The sequence below is a fragment of the Methylobacterium sp. XJLW genome, from assembly GCF_003254375.1.
In the GTDB taxonomy this organism is placed as follows: Bacteria; Pseudomonadota; Alphaproteobacteria; order Rhizobiales; family Beijerinckiaceae; genus Methylobacterium; species Methylobacterium fujisawaense.
This window is the reverse complement of sequence record NZ_CP016429.1, coordinates 4,673,593-4,690,522: the sequence shown is the minus strand read 5'-3', so window position 1 is coordinate 4,690,522 and position 16,930 is coordinate 4,673,593. Positions and strand designations below refer to the sequence as shown.

At 72.8% G+C, this 16,930-nt stretch carries 13 protein-coding genes; 5 read left to right on the top strand and 8 right to left on the bottom strand.

Going from position 1 to position 16,930, the window contains the following annotated elements; translation table 11 throughout:
- Positions 1-27: 27 nt before the first annotated feature.
- On the bottom strand, positions 28-222 hold the full coding sequence (locus A3862_RS21695; RefSeq protein ID WP_043383150.1) for a DUF1127 domain-containing protein: 195 nt from the start codon (positions 220-222) through the stop codon (positions 28-30).
- Positions 223-326: 104 nt separating this feature from the next.
- Here A3862_RS21695 and A3862_RS21690 point away from each other — a divergent pair, with 104 nt between their 5' ends.
- Positions 327-1,661 (top strand): aminotransferase-like domain-containing protein, encoded by a 1,335-nt coding sequence (locus tag A3862_RS21690; protein ID WP_043761123.1) that lies wholly within the window; start codon positions 327-329, stop codon positions 1,659-1,661.
- Positions 1,662-1,960: 299 nt separating this feature from the next.
- On the opposite strand, the gene A3862_RS21685 is transcribed toward A3862_RS21690, so the two are convergent.
- A complete protein-coding gene (locus tag A3862_RS21685) occupies positions 1,961-3,487 on the bottom strand; it encodes a LysM peptidoglycan-binding domain-containing protein (protein ID WP_111473987.1) in 1,527 nt (508 codons plus the stop codon).
- Positions 3,488-3,707: 220 nt separating this feature from the next.
- Here A3862_RS21685 and A3862_RS21680 point away from each other — a divergent pair, with 220 nt between their 5' ends.
- From A3862_RS21680 to A3862_RS21670, 3 genes are all read left to right on the top strand, one after another.
- Positions 3,708-4,304 carry a TIGR00730 family Rossman fold protein gene (locus A3862_RS21680; protein WP_043347456.1) on the top strand — a complete coding sequence of 199 codons (597 nt, stop codon included), beginning with the start codon at positions 3,708-3,710 and terminating at the stop codon, positions 4,302-4,304.
- Positions 4,305-4,360: 56 nt separating this feature from the next.
- Entirely contained in the window at positions 4,361-6,127 is a 1,767-nt protein-coding gene (locus A3862_RS21675; RefSeq protein WP_043347454.1) for a methanol/ethanol family PQQ-dependent dehydrogenase, read from the top strand.
- Between the two features lie 409 nt (positions 6,128-6,536).
- The gene (locus A3862_RS21670) at positions 6,537-9,752 is read left to right on the top strand and encodes an autotransporter domain-containing protein (RefSeq protein WP_043757147.1); all 3,216 of its coding nucleotides are present in this window, start codon (positions 6,537-6,539) and stop codon (positions 9,750-9,752) included.
- Here the strand turns inward: A3862_RS21670 and A3862_RS21665 are convergent.
- On the bottom strand, positions 9,736-10,656 hold the full coding sequence (locus A3862_RS21665) for a LysR family transcriptional regulator (protein WP_043757148.1): 921 nt from the start codon (positions 10,654-10,656) through the stop codon (positions 9,736-9,738). The genes A3862_RS21670 and A3862_RS21665 overlap by 17 nt on opposite strands.
- Before the next feature lie 92 nt (positions 10,657-10,748).
- Here A3862_RS21665 and A3862_RS21660 point away from each other — a divergent pair, with 92 nt between their 5' ends.
- The gene (locus A3862_RS21660) at positions 10,749-11,618 is read left to right on the top strand and encodes an aldo/keto reductase family oxidoreductase (protein WP_043757149.1); all 870 of its coding nucleotides are present in this window, start codon (positions 10,749-10,751) and stop codon (positions 11,616-11,618) included.
- 157 nt (positions 11,619-11,775) lie between these two features.
- Here the strand turns inward: A3862_RS21660 and A3862_RS21650 are convergent, their stop codons facing one another.
- The 5 genes from A3862_RS21650 to A3862_RS21630 all read right to left on the bottom strand — a co-directional run bounded on the left by A3862_RS21650 (position 11,776) and on the right by A3862_RS21630 (position 16,774).
- On the bottom strand, positions 11,776-13,005 hold the full coding sequence (locus A3862_RS21650) for an ABC transporter substrate-binding protein (RefSeq protein WP_043347444.1): 1,230 nt from the start codon (positions 13,003-13,005) through the stop codon (positions 11,776-11,778).
- Positions 13,006-13,250: 245 nt separating this feature from the next.
- A complete protein-coding gene (locus tag A3862_RS21645) occupies positions 13,251-14,138 on the bottom strand; it encodes a 3-keto-5-aminohexanoate cleavage protein (RefSeq protein WP_043757151.1) in 888 nt (295 codons plus the stop codon).
- Between the two features lie 16 nt (positions 14,139-14,154).
- Positions 14,155-14,913, bottom strand: a complete 759-nt coding sequence (locus tag A3862_RS21640; RefSeq protein ID WP_043347437.1) for an SDR family NAD(P)-dependent oxidoreductase — start codon at positions 14,911-14,913, stop codon at positions 14,155-14,157.
- On the bottom strand, positions 14,910-15,860 hold the full coding sequence (locus A3862_RS21635) for a 3-hydroxyacyl-CoA dehydrogenase family protein (RefSeq protein WP_043757154.1): 951 nt from the start codon (positions 15,858-15,860) through the stop codon (positions 14,910-14,912). Before A3862_RS21635 ends, A3862_RS21640 begins: the two co-directional genes overlap by 4 nt.
- A gap of 62 nt (positions 15,861-15,922) precedes the next feature.
- Positions 15,923-16,774, bottom strand: a complete 852-nt coding sequence (locus A3862_RS21630) for an AAA family ATPase (protein WP_043757156.1) — start codon at positions 16,772-16,774, stop codon at positions 15,923-15,925.
- Positions 16,775-16,930: the final 156 nt, after the last annotated feature.

Sequence of the window (16,930 nt, the reverse complement as noted above, 5' to 3'; positions counted from 1 at the left end):
TCACCCGCGCTGCGCGCAGGGCACCCGTCACGCCCGCCAGAACGGCTTCGCGATCTCGATGCGCAGCGCCCACGGCTCCAGGCCGGCATCCCGGGCCTGATCGGGGTGGAGCGCCGCGAGGGCGCGCCGGGTGCGGATCCGATTCAGCCACGTCCGGAGCAGGGACGGGCGCGCGGCGGGGCGGCGAAGGGCGGGTGACGAAGACAATGTGACGGCGGGCATCGCGGTCGATCCGATGGCGGGGATGCAGTCCGGCCGGGATTGCTGGCGGAGCATTGATCCGATACACATCTCGGATCAATCGAAACATTGACCTCGGAGCAATGATGCGCGCCGCGGATTACCGCTCCGTCGCCGACGCGATCGCCGCCGACATTGCGGCGGGCCGGCTGCGCCCCGGGGCGCGGCTGCCACCGCAGCGGGACTTCGCCTACGCCCGGGGCATCGCGGTCTCGACGGCGAGCCGGGTCTACGCGGAACTGGCCCGCCGGGGGCTGGTGACCGGCGAGGTCGGGCGGGGCACCTATGTCCGCAGCGATCCGGGGCAGGTCGGCCTGCTCCGGCCGGAGCCGCCCGCGGCGGCCCTCGACCTGCAGCGGACCCATTCGCGCCTGCCGGAGCAGGAGGCGGTCCTGTCCGAGACCCTGGCGGCGCTGGCCCGCAGCGGCGCCGAGATCGGCTTCAGCCAGTACGGGCCCGCGGGCACGCCGCGGGCGCAGGCCGTCGCCGCCGGGTTCCTGGCCCGGGAGGGCTACGCCCCCGATCCCGCCGATATCCTGTTCACCGGCAACGGCCGGCAGGCGCTCGCCGCCGCCCTGGCGGCCCTGGCGGCGCCCGGCGAGCGGATCGGCTGCGAGCCCCTGACCTATCCGGGGGTGAAGGGCATCGCGGCGCGGCTCGGGATCACGCTGATCCCGCTGGCGATGGATGCCGAGGGTGTCTGTCCCGAGGCGCTGCTCCAGGCCCACCGGGCGACCCCGCTGAGCGGCGTCTATCTCCAGCCGACCCTGCACAATCCCCTCGGCGCCACGATGGGGCCGGCGCGGCGGGCCGCCCTGGCGGAGGTCCTGGATCGCACCGGGCTCATCGCCATCGAGGACGCGGTCTACAGTTTCCTGGCCGAGGCGCCGCCGTTGGCCGGCCTCGTACCGCACCGGGTGATCTTCGTGGACAGCCTGTCGAAGCGGGTGATGCCGGCCCTGACGGTCGGCCTGATCGCCGCGCCGCCTGCCCTGACCGACCGGCTCGCCGCCTCCGTCCGCCAGGGGGCCTGGACGGTGCTCGGCCTGTCGCTCGCGGCCGGCATGCACTGGATGGCCGGGGGCTCGGCGGCGGCGCTGGCCGAGGCCAAGCGCCACGATGCGGCGGCCCGGCAGGCTCTGGCCCGGGCCGCGCTCGCCGACCTCCGGGTGGTCGGCGATCCGCAAGCCTACCACCTCTGGCTGGAACTGCCCGAGACGTGGCGGGCCGAGGCCTACGCGGCCGCGGCCCTGCGCCAGGGCATCGCCCTCCTCCCGGCCTCGGCCTTCGCGGTCCATCCCGGCCACGCGCCGAACGCGGTGCGCCTCGCCCTGGCCTCCCCGTCCCGCGCGGACCTCGACGGGGCGCTGCGCAGCCTGCGCCGCCTGGCGTTTGCGGGCGACGATCAGGTCGTGGAGTGAGGCGGGTCTGCGGACGGCGCCGGTGCCCGTCGTTACCCGGCTCTGCCCGGGCTGTGCCCCCCGCGGTCACGGCGGTGCGCGTGACGACGGTTCGGCGGCATCGACCGGAGGCGGTCCGGGCGCCTTGCGCGCGGGGACCCGTCCCGTCCCTGGGCTTCACCCCGAACGGCGATCGGGATTCCGGAGCCCTCCTGCGAGGCCCGCGCGCGGGCACCCCAGGACGAGGTCGTGGTCTGGAGCTCCGGCGTTTCAGGCCGCCCCGGCGGCCCTGAGGACGGTCGGGCAGGCCCCGAAGCCGCTCAGCCGCGCTTGTCGGCGGGGAGCACGAAGATCTGGCCCGGATAGATCAGGTCCGGATCGCGGATCTGGTTCTGGTTGGCGTCGTAGATCACCGTGTAGCGCTCGCCCCGGCCATAGGTGCGCTGGCTGATGCGCCACAGATTGTCGCCGCGGGTGATCCGGGCCGTGCTGATCTCCGGCACGAACACCGTCCCGGCCCGGTTCGGCCCCGCCATGTCGGCCACCAGGGGGCTCGATCCGGCGGCCGGGGGCGAGGCCGCGGCCGGCCGGTCCCGATCGGCCCCGTCGCGGGCGTCGCCGGCCCGCGCGTCCGGGGCCCGCGCCCCGTCCTGGGCGGCCGAGGGCGCGGGCTCGGCGGGTTCCCGGGCGGCGAGCTGCGCCGGCTCGGGCACCGACAGGGGCACCGCCGCGCGGCTGGCGACCTTGCCGGTGGCCGGGTCGACCTCATCGATCCGCACTTGGTACTGGCCGGACTTGAGACCGCGCCCGATGGTGAAGGTCGCCCGGCCGTCCGGCCCGATGCTGCCGGGGGCGATCAGCGTGTCGTTGAGGTAGAGCTGGATCCTGGCTCCCGGCGTACCGGTGGCCGTCACGAACAGGCGGCCGTTCCCCTGCACGTCCACGCTGACGATCCGGGTCGGCGCCGACCCGGGCGCCGCGGCCTCGCGGGTCTCGCCGCTCCCGGCCGGCCGCGCGGCCTGCGCAGGGTCGGCGGCCCTGGAGCCGGGCTCGGTGCTGGGCTGAGAGCCGGGCTGAGAGCCGGGCTGAGAGCTGGGCTTGGATCCGGCCCTGCCATCCGCCTTGCCTCCCGCCTTGCCTCCCGCCTTGGCGTCGGCCGTCGCGCCGGGGGCGCCGGGCTGCGACAGCACTACGGTCGCGGCGTCCGGGGCGGTCAGGGCCACCAGGGGCTGGCGATCCCGGCCGGGGGCGACATCCACCGCGACGCTCTGCTGCGACTCGGTCGCGCGCCCGTCCTTGCCGGTCATGCGCAGGCGGAGGGTGCTGGCCCCCGCCGGCAGGGCCGGCGGCACGATCGCGAACTGGCCGTTGGCGTCGGCCTTGGCCCGGGCCACCGGCCTGCCGTCGACCAGCATCTCGATCCCGGCATCCGGCGCACCGCGGCCGGCCACCACGGCGTCGCCGTTCGGCTCGACCCGGACGATGTCGAAGCGCGGCGCCTCGGCGGCGTCCGGCAGGCGCGCATCCGGGCTTGGGCCGGCCTGCGGCGCTCCGGGTGCGGCGGCGCGGGGATCCTGCGGGCGGGCGGCCATGTTGCCCGCCCCCGGCGCCGGGCTCGCCCGGCCCGGCTTGTCGTCGCGAAAGTCGATGGTCGGGTCGGGGCGACCGGCCACGGCGCCCGGATCGGTCAGGCCGCGCAGGCTGGCGCTCGGCGCGGGGGCGTCCGGACCGGGCCGACCGGTGAGCCGCCGCAGGGAATCGCCGCCGAACAGCGCCAGCACGAGTCCCAGTCCGCCGAGAAGGCCGGCGAGCGCCAGGGCGAGACTGCGCCGCACCTGTCTCGACATCGCCACGAAGGCCTCCCCTGATCCTGCCGCCGCCCGTCGGGCCGCCCCGCGCGAAAACCGTCGACGGCGCCGCCCATAATACCGTACATGGTCCTGACACCAAGCCGTCCCGCCGTCCAGGCGGGCGAATCCCCCGCGAATTCAGCAGTTTGGCGCGTGGAGTGCCGGGCGCGGGGCGTGTTCTGGACGGCTCGCAACGGACGCGCGAGGAGGGCGCCGGATGGCCCCGGTGAGGACAGTCTGTGTCTATTGCGGCTCCGGCTTCGGCCGCGACCCGGCCTTCCGCGAGGCCGCGGAGGTCCTCGGGACCGCGCTCGCGCAGGCGGGGATGCGCCTCGTCTACGGCGGCGGCGATGTCGGCCTGATGGGAACGGTCGCCCGGGCGGCGCTCGCCGCCGGCGGCCACGTCACCGGCATCATCCCGGATTTCCTCCAGGCGCGGGAGCACATGCTGGCGGACGTCCAGGAGACCGTGGTGGTGCCCGACATGCACACCCGCAAGCGCCTGATGTTCGAGCACTCGGATGCCTTCGTGACCCTGCCGGGCGGCATCGGCACCCTGGAAGAGCTGGTCGAGCAGCTGACCTGGGCGCAGCTCGGGCGGCACCGGAAGCCGGTGGTGCTGGTCTCGGTGGCGGAGTTCTGGGCGCCGCTGCTCGCCCTGTTCGAGCACATGCGCGGCCACGGCTTCATCCGCGAGGGCCTCGACCTGAGCTACCTCGTCGCCCGTGAGGCGGCCGAGGTGGTGCCGATGCTCCGCACGGCCGGCCACGAGCCGGATCCCCAGGCCGAGACCATCGTCCAGCAGCGGATGTGAGGCGGTCCGGGCGGGATCCGGTGCGCCGGCGACCGCGCGGCGGGAGGATTTTCAGGATGCGCGCTTCCCTCCTCGCGGCCCTGCCGCTCGCCGGCCTCGCCGGCGCGGCCTCGGCCGGACCCGCGCCGGTCCTCCAGACCCTGGACTACGCCAACACCCGCTATTCGGATCTCGCCCAGATCGACGCCGGCAATGTCGGGCGCCTGAAGGTCGCCTGGACCTTCTCCACCGGCGTCCTGCGCGGCCACGAGGGCGCGCCGATCGTGGTCGGGCACGTGATGATCGTGCACACGCCCTTCCCCAACGTGGTCTACGCCCTCGACCTCGACCATGACGGCCGAATCCTGTGGCGCTACGCCCCCCGGCAGGAGGCCGGCGTCATCGCCGTCATGTGCTGCGACACGGTCTCCCGCGGGCTGGCCTACGCGGACGGGCGGCTGTTCCTGCAGCTGGCCGACACCACCGTGGTCGCCCTCGACCCCGAGACCGGCCGGGTGCTGTGGTCGGTGAAGAACGGCGATCCGGGCCGGGGCGAGACCAACACCGCTACGGTCCTGCCGGTCCACGGCAAGCTCATCGTGGGGCTCGCGGGGGGCGAGTACGGGGCGCGCTGCCACGTCACCGCCTACGATCAGGCGACGGGCCGGCGCCTCTGGCGCGCCTACGCCACCGGGCCCGATGCCGACATGCTGGTCGATCCGGAGACGACGACCGAACTCGGGCGCCCGATCGGCAAGGATTCCTCTCTGACGAGCTGGGAGGGCGACCAATGGCGGACCGGCGGCGCCTGCAGCTGGGGCTGGTTCTCCTACGATCCCGACCTGAACCTCGTCTATTACGGCACCGGCAACCCCGCGACCTGGAACCCGTCCCAGCGCCCCGGCGACAACCGCTGGTCCATGGCGATCATCGCCCGCGACGCCGACACGGGCATGGCCCGCTGGGTCTACCAGATGACCCCCCACGACCAGTGGGACTATGACGGCGTCAACGAGATGATCCTCACCGAGCAGGTGATCGCCGGCCGGTCGCGCAAGGTGCTGACCCATTTCGACCGGAACGGCTTCGGCTACACGCTCGACCGCGCAACGGGCGAAGTGCTGGTGGCGGAGAAGTTCGATCCCACGGTCAACTGGGCCAGCCGGATCGTGATGGACCCCGCCGCCCCCGATTACGGCCGGCCGGTGGTCGACAAGCGCTACGCGCCCGGGGAGGCCGACGAGGAGGAGGTGACCAAGAACATCTGCCCCGGGGCGCTGGGCGCCAAGAACCAGCAGCCCGCGGCCTACTCGCCCCTGACCCGGCTGTTCTACGTGCCGACCAATCACATGTGCATGGATTACGAGGCGTTCCGGGTCACCTACACGCCCGGCCAGCCCTATGTCGGCGCGACGCTCACCCTGCACCCGCCGGAGGGCTCGGACCGGACCGGGGCGTTCATCGCCTGGGACGGCGCCAAGGGCCGGATCGCCTGGACGATCCCGGAAGCCTTCTCGGTCTGGTCGGGGGCGCTGGCCACCGCCGGCAACGTGGTCTTCTACGGCACGCTGGAGGGCTACCTGAAGGCGGTCGATGCCCGGGACGGGCACGAGCTCTACCGGTTTAAGACGCCGTCCGGCATCGTCGGCAATGTCACCACCTACCTGCACGACGGGAAGCAGTACGTGGCGGTGCTCTCCGGGGTCGGCGGCTGGGCCGGGATCGGTCTGGCGGCCGGGCTCACCGATCCCGCCGACGGTTCGGGGGCGGTCGGCGGCTACGCGGCCCTGTCGCAATACACGGCGCCGGGCGGGCAGCTCACGGTGTTCGAACTGCCGAAGTAGGCCCGGCCGCCGGTCCCGGCGGCATCCGCACGCGCCGCCGGGCGATTCGCACGGCATCCCGCCGGGTCGCTTCGGCGCCGGATCCGCCCGGGCGCAATCCGGGCCGCCTCCCCTGCCCCGCCTGGCCCCGACCCCTGCAACCGCGTCCGGCCTCGGGCGCGGCTGTTCAGGTGCGGCCGCACGTGCGCGGCAATCGAAGGCCGAAACCCAGTTCTTGACGAATATTGCGATAGACTAAATCCGGTTATATTCGTGCAGGCTCCAAAAATAAGCCGACTTACAGAGTGTTGCTCTGAGGATACGAATCAAGAAGACGTCAGATTTTGAACGAAATATGACGATTTTCTATCGATGATCTTGGATATGGGGCGCGCGACCGGCCGGACGGGGCGGTGTCGGGGAGCGCATCATGAAACGGGGATATGGGGTCTCAATCGCCGCTCTGGCGGTCGCGATGCTCGGTTCGGGCGCCCAGGCACAGACGCCCGGTGCGGGCAACGGCGTCGACATCCTGTCGGGCTTCGGGCGGATCTGGATCCCCGGACGGACCTACGACACCGGATCGCCCACGGCCCTCGGGGCGCCCCTCCTGCTGCGCAACATCCAGATCGTCGCCGAGCGGGCGCGGGAGCGGACTCTCGCGCAGGAGGTCGCCGCCTATTACGACGACCGCCGCAACCAGAGCTACAGCGTCATCGACGGCCTCGGCCCGCTGACCCAGGCCTATCTGGCGGGGTCCGGGGCGACCACCACGATCCCGGCCTTCGACGCGACCACGTCCCGCGTCCAGTATGTCGACCAGGGCACCGGCGCCGGCGTGACGACGTCGCCCCTCGGGAAGGTCGTGCAGCTGGTCAACGTGTTCCGGACCAACGCCTCCACCAGCCCGGCCAAGGACGCCTACAGCTACCCGCGCCCGTGGCGGCAGAGCCTGAACGGCGAGAGCCTTGGCTTCGTCGTGCCGCCCTCCCTCGTGCCGGAGAAGAGCCCGACGCCCGCGACGGATGGCGGCTTCCCGAGCGGCCACACCAACGCCGCCTACCTCTCGGCCCTCGCCCTGGCCTACGCGGTCCCGCAGCGGTTCCAGGAACTGCTCACCCGCGCCAGCGAGCTCGGTGACAACCGCATCGAGGCGGGGATGCACTCGCCCACCGACGTGATCGGCGGCCGCGTGCTGGCGACCTACTTCGCCATCCGGGCGCTCAACGACCCGGCCAACGCGACCCTGCTGGCGGACGCCGTCGCGCAGGCCCAGAGCTACCTGAGCCAGGCCTGCGGCGGGCCGGTGGAACGGTGCGCCCACGCCGCGGTCGATCCCGCCACCGACCGCTTCTCCGATTCTGCGCGCAACAAGGCCGCCTACACGGCGCGCCTCACCTACGGTCTCCCCTCGGTCGGACCCACCAATCTGCCGCCGGTGGTCCCGACGGGCGCCGAGGCGCTGCTCGCGACGCGCTTCCCCTACCTCACGGCGGCGCAGCGCCGCGACGTGATCGCCACCACCGAGCTGCCCTCCGGCGGGTTCCTCGACAACGGCCTGGGCTACGACCGCATCAACCTGTTCGCCGCCGCCGACGGCTACGGGGCCTTCAACGGTCCCGTCAGCGTCACCCAGGATGCGGCCAAGGGCGGCTTCTCGGCCTACGATGTGTGGCGCAACGATATCGGCGGCGCGGGCAGCCTCGAGAAGCTCGGCAGCGGCACCCTGGTGCTGGCCGGCGCCAACACCTACGCGGGCGGCACGACGATCGGCGGCGGGACGCTGGTCGGCCATGCCGGCGCCTTCGGCACGGGCGCGATCGTCGACAACGCGGCCCTCGTGGTCGATCAATCCGTCGACGGGACGCTGCCCAACGCCATCTCGGGCTCCGGGACCCTGTCCAAGACCAATTCAGGCACCCTCACGCTCACCGGCCTCAGCACGCTGAGCGGCGCCACCACGGTTCAGGCCGGGCGGCTCGCGGTGAACGGCTCCCTCGCCAACTCGGTCGTGTCGGTGCTGCCGGGGGCGGAGCTCGGCGGCTCCGGCACGGTGGGCGGGATCGGCGCGCTCTCGGGGGGCACCGTGTCTCCCGGCAATTCCATCGGCACGCTCACCGTCGCCGGCAATGCCGCCTTCGCGGCCGGCTCGACCTACCGGGTCGAGGCCAACGCCGCCGGCCAGGCCGACCGCATCGCCGCCACCGGCAGCGCCACCCTGTCGGGCGGCACCGTCCAGGTGCTGGCCGCCTCGGGCGCCTACAACCCGCGCACCACCTACACGATCCTCTCCGCCGCCGGCGGCGTCTCGGGCCAGTTCGCCGGCGTGACCGCGAACCTCGCCTTCCTCAGCCCGGGCCTGCGCTACCGGACCGACGCGGTCGACCTGACCCTCACCCGCAACGACGTGCCGTTCGCCGCGTCAGCCACCAGCCGCAACGGCATGGCGGCGGCCAACGCCGTCCAGGCGGCCGGCCCGGGCCGGCTCTTCGACGCGGCGGTCGCCTTCACCACGGCCGAGGCCGGCAACGCCTTCCGGGCGCTGGCGGGCGACATCCACGCCGGCACCGTGTCCACCGCCTACGAGACCGCGTTCTTCGTGCGCGAGGCGGTGCTCGACCGCCTGCGCTGGGGCAGCCCCGGCACCGGCCTCGATTACGGCACCCTGCCGGCCGCCTACGCGGCCGACCTGCCGGGGCGCCAGCCGGTGGTGGCGGGCGTGCCGGTGCGGACGCTCGACCCGCAGGTGTTCGGGCTCTGGGGCCAGGGCTTCGGCGCCTTCGGCACGGCCGAGGGCGGCGGCAACGCGTTCAACCTCGACCGGCAGATCGCCGGCTTCGCGGCGGGCGCGGATGTCCGCGTGTCGAACGGGCTGCGCGTCGGCGTGGTCGGCGGCTACACGGAGGCGTATCTCGACAGCGCCGGCCGGACGGGCGGCACGAGCCGGGCGGAGAGCGCCACGCTCAAGAGCGGCTTCGGCGGCCTGTATGGCGGCTATGAGGTCGGGCCGTTGTCGGTGCGGCTGGGAGCGCTCTACGCCGGGACCGACACGCGCACCCGGCGGGCGGTGCTGTACGGGCTGTCGGACACGCTGAGCGGCCATGGCGGCGGCTATACGGTGCAGGGCTTCGGCGAGATCGGCTGGAGGATCGCGCTCGGCCAGCCGGCTCCGGCGGCTCTGGTGTCGAGGGACGGCGTCGCGGTGCCGGTGCCGCCGGCGGCCTCCTACGTCGAGCCGTTCGTCGGCGGGGCGTATGTCGGCATCCGGCGGGACGCCTTCGCGGAGACCGGGGGCGCGGCGGCGCTGGCGAGCGTCGCGCGGGACTACGATCTGGGCGCGGCGACCGTGGGGGTGCGGGCGCAGACGGGCCTGGAGCTGGGGTTGGGTCTTCCGGTGACGCTGCGGGGTCTGGTCGGCTACCGGCGGGCCTTCGGCGACGTGGTGCCGACGGCCCTGCTGCGGTTCGGCACGGGCCCGGCCTTCCTGAGCGCGGGCGTGCCGATCGACCGGGACGCGCTGGTGGCGCAGGTCGGGCTCGATCTGGCGGTGGCGCCGAACGCGAGCCTGGGTGTGGCCTATACCGGCCAGACCGGCGCCCGCGCCCAGGATCAGGCCGTGAAGGGCACCTTCACCCTCCGGTTCTAGCGCGCGACGCCTGCGCGCCGACGAAATCCACGAAGGCGCGCAGGGGCGCCGGCAAGAGCCGCCGGCCCGGATAGTAGAGGAACGGGCCGGAGAAGACCTGCCACCAGGGTTCCAGCACCGGCTCCAGGGCGCCGCTCGCGAGCTGCGGGCGCAGCCAGTCCTCGAAAAGGTGGACGATCCCGGTACCCGCGACCGCGGCTTCCACCGCGAGGTCGCTGGCGGCGACCCGCACGATCAGCGGCCCGGACGGGTCCACCCGGACGATGTCGCCGTCGCGCTCGAACTCCCAGGGCGCCGTCAGGGCGCCGCTCGGGAACCGGCCGAGCAGGCAGGCATGGGCGAGGAGGTCGCGCGGATGCTCCGGCCGGCCGCGCCGGTCGAGATAGGCCGGGGACGCGGCGGTGGCGAAGCGCTGCCGCCGCGGGCCGATCGGCACGGCGATCATGTCCTGCTCCAGCCGCTCGTCGTAGCGGATCCCGGCGTCGCAGCCCGCCGCCAGCACGTCGACGAACCCGTCCTCGACGACCACCTCCAGGCGGATCTCCGGGTAGGCCGCCAGGAAGGGCGGCACGAGGGCCGGCAGCACGAGCCGCGCCGCGCTCAGCGGCACGTTGAGCCGCAGCGTCCCGGCCGGCCGGTCGCGGAACCCGTTCACCACGTCGAGGGCGGATTCCACCTCGGCCAAAGCCGGGCCGAGCCGCTCCAGCAGGCGCATGCCCGCCTCGGTGGGCGCGACGCTGCGGGTGGTGCGGTTCAGGAGGCGCACGCCGAGCCCCGTCTCCAGCCGGCGCACCGCCTCGCTGAGGCGCGACGCGCTCCCGCCCCCGGCGCGGGCGGCCTCGCGGAAGCCGCCGGCCCGCGCCACGGTCACGAAGGCGGCGAGGTCCGTGAGATCCTGGGTCATTGTTCGAAGATCCGCACAGCCCGTGCCGATTGTCACCGCTTATCTGTCGAATCGCTGGCGTCTACATCCGGGACGCGAACAGGAGATCCGTCATGACCGACATCGCGCAGGCCGGCACGTTCCAACTCGGCGACCGCAGGGTGAAGCGGCTCGGCTACGGGGCCATGCAACTCGCCGGGCCGGGCGTGTTCGGGCCGCCCAGGGACCGCGCCGCCGCCATCGCGGTGCTGCGCGCGGCCGTCGCCGCGGGCGTCGACCACATCGACACCAGCGACTTCTACGGGCCGCACGTCACCAACCAGATCATCCGCGAGGCGCTGCACCCCTACCCGGACGACCTCGTGATCGTCACCAAGGTCGGCGCGAAGCGCGGGGCCGACGCCTCGTGGAACCCGGCCTTCTCGGCCGCGGAGCTGACGCAGGCGGTCCACGACAACCTGCGCAACCTCGGCGTCGAGGCCCTCGACGTGGTCAACCTGCGCCTGATGTTCGACGTCCACGGGCCGGCGGAGGGCCCGGTCGAGGCGCCGCTCACCGTGCTGGCCGATCTCCAGCGCCGGGGGCTGATCCGCCGGATCGGCCTGAGCAACGCCACGCCGCGTCAGGTCGCGGACGGGCGCCGGATCACCGACATCGTCTGCGTGCAGAACCAGTACAATCTCGCCCACCGGGGCGACGACGCCTTCATCGACGCCCTCGCGGCTTCCGGCACCGCCTACGTGCCGTTCTTCCCGCTGGGCGGGTTCAGCCCGCTGCAATCGGGCACCCTGTCGGAGGTGGCCGCCGGGCTCGGCGCGACGCCGATGCAGGTGGCGCTCGCGTGGCTGCTGCGCCGGTCGCCCAACATCCTGCTGATCCCGGGGACGTCGTCCCTCGGCCACCTGCGCGAGAACCTCGCGGCGGCGGAGCTCAGCCTGCCGGAGGAGGCCATGGCGGCGCTCGACCGGATCGGGGCGGCGTGAGAGGCGCTCATCCGACCCCCGCCCTCATCCTGAGGTGCTGGAGCGAAGCGGAAGCCTCGAAGGAGCCCTCCCGATACCGCCGCGATCCCTGGAGCCCTCCTTCGCGGCCGCTGCGCGGCACCTCAGGCTGAGGGGTTTGGTGGGATAGCTCGGGCCCCTACTTCGCGGTCATGCCGGCCACCATCGGGCAGCCGCCCTCGCTCATCGGGCGGAAGGCCTGCTCGGCGGGGATCGTCTCCAGCACCTTGTAGAGGTCCCACGCGCCCTTCGACTCGGAGGGCGCCTTGGCCTCGAACAGGTACATCGGGTGGATCTTGCGCCCGTCCGGCCGGATCGTCCCCTTGCCGAACAGCGGGTCGTCGGTGGGCATCTCCTTCATCTTGGCCACCACGGCGGCGCCGTCCTTGGCCGAATGCAGGGCCGCCACCGCCTTCAGGTAGTGCAGCGTGCTGGCGTAGACGCCCGCCTGGTACGAGGTCGGCTTCTTGCCGGGCATGCGCTTCTCGAACCGCTCCGCGAAGGCGCGGGTGCCGTCGTTGAGGTCCCAGTAGAACGAGGCCGTGAAGTCGAGCCCCTGCGCCACCTCCAGGCCCAGCGAGTGGATGTCGGTGATGGCGATCAGCAGGGCGGCGATCTTCTGGCCGCCCTGGCGGATGCCGAACTCGTGCGCCTGCTTGATGGCGTTGGCGGCGTCGAGGCCGGCATCGGCGAGCCCGATCACCTGCGCCCCCGAGGCCTGGGCCTGGAGGAGGAACGAGGAGAAGTCCGGGTTCGGGAAGGGCGTGCGCACGCCGCCGACGACCGTGCCGCCGTTCTTCTCCACCACGGCCTTGGTGTCGCGCTCCAGGGCGAGGCCGAAGGCGTAGTCGGCTGTGATGAAGTACCAGGTCTTGCCGCCGCGCTTGAGCATCGCCTTGCCGGTGCCGTTGGCGAGCGCCGCCGTGTCGTAGGTCCAGTGCACGGTGTTGGGCGTGCAGGCCGGGCCGGTGAGGTCGGCTGTGCCGCCCCCCGAGTTGATGAAGGCCTTGTTCTTCTCCTTGGTGATCTGCGCGATGGCGAGCGCCACCGAGGAGGTCGGCACGTCGAACACCGCGTCGACGCCGTCGCGGTCGTACCATTGCCGGGTGACGGAGGCGCCGACATCGGGCTTGTTCTGGTGGTCGGCGGAGACGACCTCGACCTTCAACCCCTGCGCCTCCGGCTTGAAGTCCTCGACCGCCATGCGGGCGGCCACCACCGAGCCCTCGCCGGTGGAATCGAAGTAGACGCCCGAGCGGTCGTTCAGGACGCCGATCTTCACCGGGACGAGGTCGGCCGCGAAGGCGGCGCCGGCGCCGAGCGCGCACAAGCTCCCGAGCAGTCGCGCGACGTGGTGGCGGACCGTCATGTCTCTCTCCCTGTTTGTCCGAACGCGGCGGCGTTGATCGCCGCTCGGTTCTTCTCAGGGTGCAGACTATCCGGGGGGGATCGCGGTCGATACGGCAACGCGTGAGGATGCGGGCGTTCCGTCAGGGGCCGCCTTCCCCGCCCGCGACGACGCTTCGGTGATCGCGGACGGGCATTCGCTTCTCCGAGGCGCCACCCCGTCTTCGCTGCGCACGTGATGACGGGTGAGCGGCGGCGACCGGACTCTCAACCGCCCCGCGGCGCCAGCCCGAAGATCGCCCGCGCCTGATCGGGCGTGGCCGGCGCACGGTCGATATGGGCCAGCAGGCTCACGGCCTTCTCCACCAGCGCGGCGTTGCTCGGCGCGAGCGTGCCGCGGGACAGGTACAGGTTGTCCTCCAGCCCGACGCGGACGTTGCCGCCCATGCCGGCGGCGACCGCGAGGATCGGGAACTCCTCCCGGCCGATGCCGAAGGCCGACCAGACCGCGTCCTCCGGCAGCCGGGCGCGCATCGCCACCAGGGCTTCCGGTGTCGCCGGCGCTCCCCAGGGAATGCCGAGGCAGATCTGGAACAGCGGCGGGCGGGCCAGATGCCCCTCGGCGATCAGGTGCCGGGCCAGCTCGATCTGGCCGAGATCGAACACCTCGATCTCCGGCTTCACCCCCGCCGCCCGGATGTGACCCGCCATCGCCCGCAGGTGGCCGGGGGTGTTGAGGAACAGGTGCTCGCCGAAATTCATCGTGGCGACGTCGAGGGTGCAGATCTCGGGTGTGAGTGCCGCCACGTGCCGGGTGCGGGCTTCCGGGCTCACGAAGGTGGTGCCCGGGCCGGCGACGGCCGGATCGGGATCGCCGGGCACGAACCGGCCCCCCGCCCCCGTGGTCAGGTTGAGGATCACGCTGTCGTTCTGGTCGCGGATCCGTTCCACCACCTCGCGGTAATGGGCCAACTCCATGCTGGGCGCGGCGGTCTCGGGATCGCGGACGTGGATGTGGACCACCGCGGCCCCGGCGGCGGCGGCCTCGAGGGCCGACTCGGCGATGGCTTTCGGGCTCACCGGCACGGCCGGGTTCTTCTTCGGCGTGTCGAAGGAGCCCGTGAGGGCACAGGTGATGACGGTGGTGCTCGACATCGTATCCTCCCCGGGCTCAGATCGCCCCGCCGTCGACCGTGATCGTCTCGCCGGTGATGTAGGCCGCCCCCGCCGCGAGGAAGAAGATCGTCTCGGCGATGTCCTCCGGCCGGGCCATGCGGCCGAGCATCGTGCGCTCCACCGTCGAGGCCTTGCGTGCCTCCGACCAGGGCTCGGTCCAGGGCGTGGCCACGAGGCCCGGCGCCACCGCGTTGACCCGCACGTCGGGCGCCAGCGCCCGGGCGAGGCTGCGGGTCAGGTTGATCAGCCCGGCCTTGCTGGCCGCGTAGGCCACCGAGGAGCCCCGCCGCCCGAGCCCGGCCACCGAGGCGGTGTTGACGATGGCGCCCCGGCTCGCCTTGAGGGTCGCGGCCGCGGCCCGGGCGCAGCGGAACGGCCCGAGGAGGTTGGTCGCCAGGATCGTGGCCCAAAAATCCTCACTCATCGCGTCGAGATCCTCGAAGGCGATGGGCGTGGTCGTGCCCGACGTTCCGGCATTGTTGACGAGCACGTCGAGGCCGCCGAGCCGGTCGATCCCGGCCGCCACCATCGCCTCGGCCTCGCCCGCCCGCGACACATCCCCGGGCAGCGCGAGCACCGAGAGCCCCGTCCCGGCAAGTCGCGCGGCCTCGGCGGGACCGCGGGGATCGTCGGGCAGGTGGTTCAGCGCCACCGCGGCGCCGTTCCGGGCGAAGATCTCGACGGTCGCCAGCCCGATGCCCGACGAGGCTCCGGTGACGAGGACGCGCCGTCCGGACAGGTCCGCTCCGATCATGATCCCTCCATCCGGCCGATCCCGGCCATCGCCGCCTTGAGCGCCAGGAGCTTGCGGTCGCGCTCGCGGAACAGCTCCGCGGGCGCCCGGCCGCCCCAGTCGAAATAGCCGCGCCCCGCCATCACCCCGGTCCGGCCCGCGGCGCAGAGGGCGTCGAGGGTCTCGGAGCGGGTGCGCGGCGGCGGCGGCGCGTAGCTGCCGTTGGCCAGCGCGCGCTGCGTCAGTTCCAGGCCGGTGAAGTCGGCCTTGGCGAGGTGGCCGAGGATCGGGATGCGCAAGGAGAGCCCGTGGATGATCGCCTCGTCGATGTCCCGCGGCGCGGCGACGTCCTCGTCGAGGAGCCGGAACACCTCGGCGCTGATCGCCTGCTGGATGCGGTTGGCGATGTAGCCGGGAATGAAGCGCTTCAGCACGATCGGGACCTGCCCGAGGCCGCGCACGAGGTCGGCCATGGCGGCGACCACCGCCGGATCCGTGCCGGGCCCCGGGACCACGTCGACGAGGTCGACGATGTAGGGCGGCGTGTACCAGTGCAGGATCAGCGCCCGCGCCTGCCGGGCCTCCGGGATCAGCGGGAACACGTCGAGATAGCTGGTGTTGCTGGCGAGGATCACGTCGGCCGGGCAGAGCCGGTCGAGCTCGGCGAACAGGGCGCGCTTGGCCTCCGGATTCTCGGTGATCGCCTCGATGACGAGGCCGGCGCCCGCCACCGCCGCGTCCAGCGTCGCCTCGACCCGGACGGCCCGTGCCAGTCGCCCGGCATCCCAGCCCGCGGGCGCGGCCCCTGCCTCCTGCAGGGTGGCCAGCGCCGATTCCATCAGGCCGGGCACCCGCGCGCGGGTCTCCGGTGACGTGTCGGTGATCCGCACGCCGTGGCCGCCGAGCGCCAGCACCAGGGCGATGCCGTGCCCCATCACGCCGCCGCCGACGATCGCGATCTCGCCCATGCCGCACGCTCCGTCCCTGTCCCGGGCTCCTCTGGCGGGAGTCCTCGGGTCTTCACGCGAATTCAGCCGCCGCGCTGGTCCCGGCGCATCATGAAGGCCAGCTTCTCGAAGAGGCTGACATCCTGCTCGTTCTTCAGGAGCGCCCCGTGCAGGGGCGGGATCAGCTTGCGGCTGTCCTGCTCGCGCAGGGTCTCGGGGGCGATGTCCTCGGAGACGAGGAGCTTCAGCCAGTCGAGCAGTTCCGAGGTCGAGGGCTTCTTTTTCAGGCCCGGCACCTCGCGCATCGCCAGGAAGGTCCGCAGGGCCTCCTCGACGAGGCGGTGCTTGATGCCCGGATAGTGGACGTCGACGATGCGCTGCAGCGTCTCGGCGTCGGGGAACTTGATGTAGTGGAAGAAGCAGCGGCGCAGGAAGGCGTCCGGCAGCTCTTTCTCGTTGTTCGACGTGATGATCACGATCGGCCGGCGCACGGCTTTGACGGTCTCGCCGGTCTCGTAGACGTGGAACTCCATCCGGTCGAGTTCGGTGAGGAGGTCGTTGGGGAACTCGATATCGGCCTTGTCGATCTCGTCGATCAGCAGGACCGGGCGCTCGGGCGCGGTGAACGCCTCCCAGAGCTTGCCGCGCCGGATGTAGTTCCCGATCTCCGAGACCCGGGGATCGCCGAGCTGGGAGTCGCGCAGGCGCGAGACCGCGTCGTACTCGTAGAGACCCTGCTGCGCCTTGGTGGTCGACTTGATGTTCCAGACGATCAGCGGCGCACCGAGTCCCCTGGCGATCTCCTCGGCCAGCACCGTCTTGCCGGTGCCGGGCTCGCCCTTCACCAGGAGCGGGCGTTCCAGCACCACCGCGGCGTTGACCGCCGCGGTGAGGTCGGGGGTCGCGACGTAGGTCTCGGTTCCGGAAAAGCGCATCGCGGTCTCGGAGAGAGGGGCTTGAGCCCAGGGGTAACGCGGCGCGCAGCCGGGCCGCAAGCGCGGCGCCGGATCCGACCCGCGTCCGCATTCTGCGAGGCCCGCGTCAGCGAGCCCCGCAGGAAGGCTTTTGGGGAACGCGCGGCCGGATGGAGG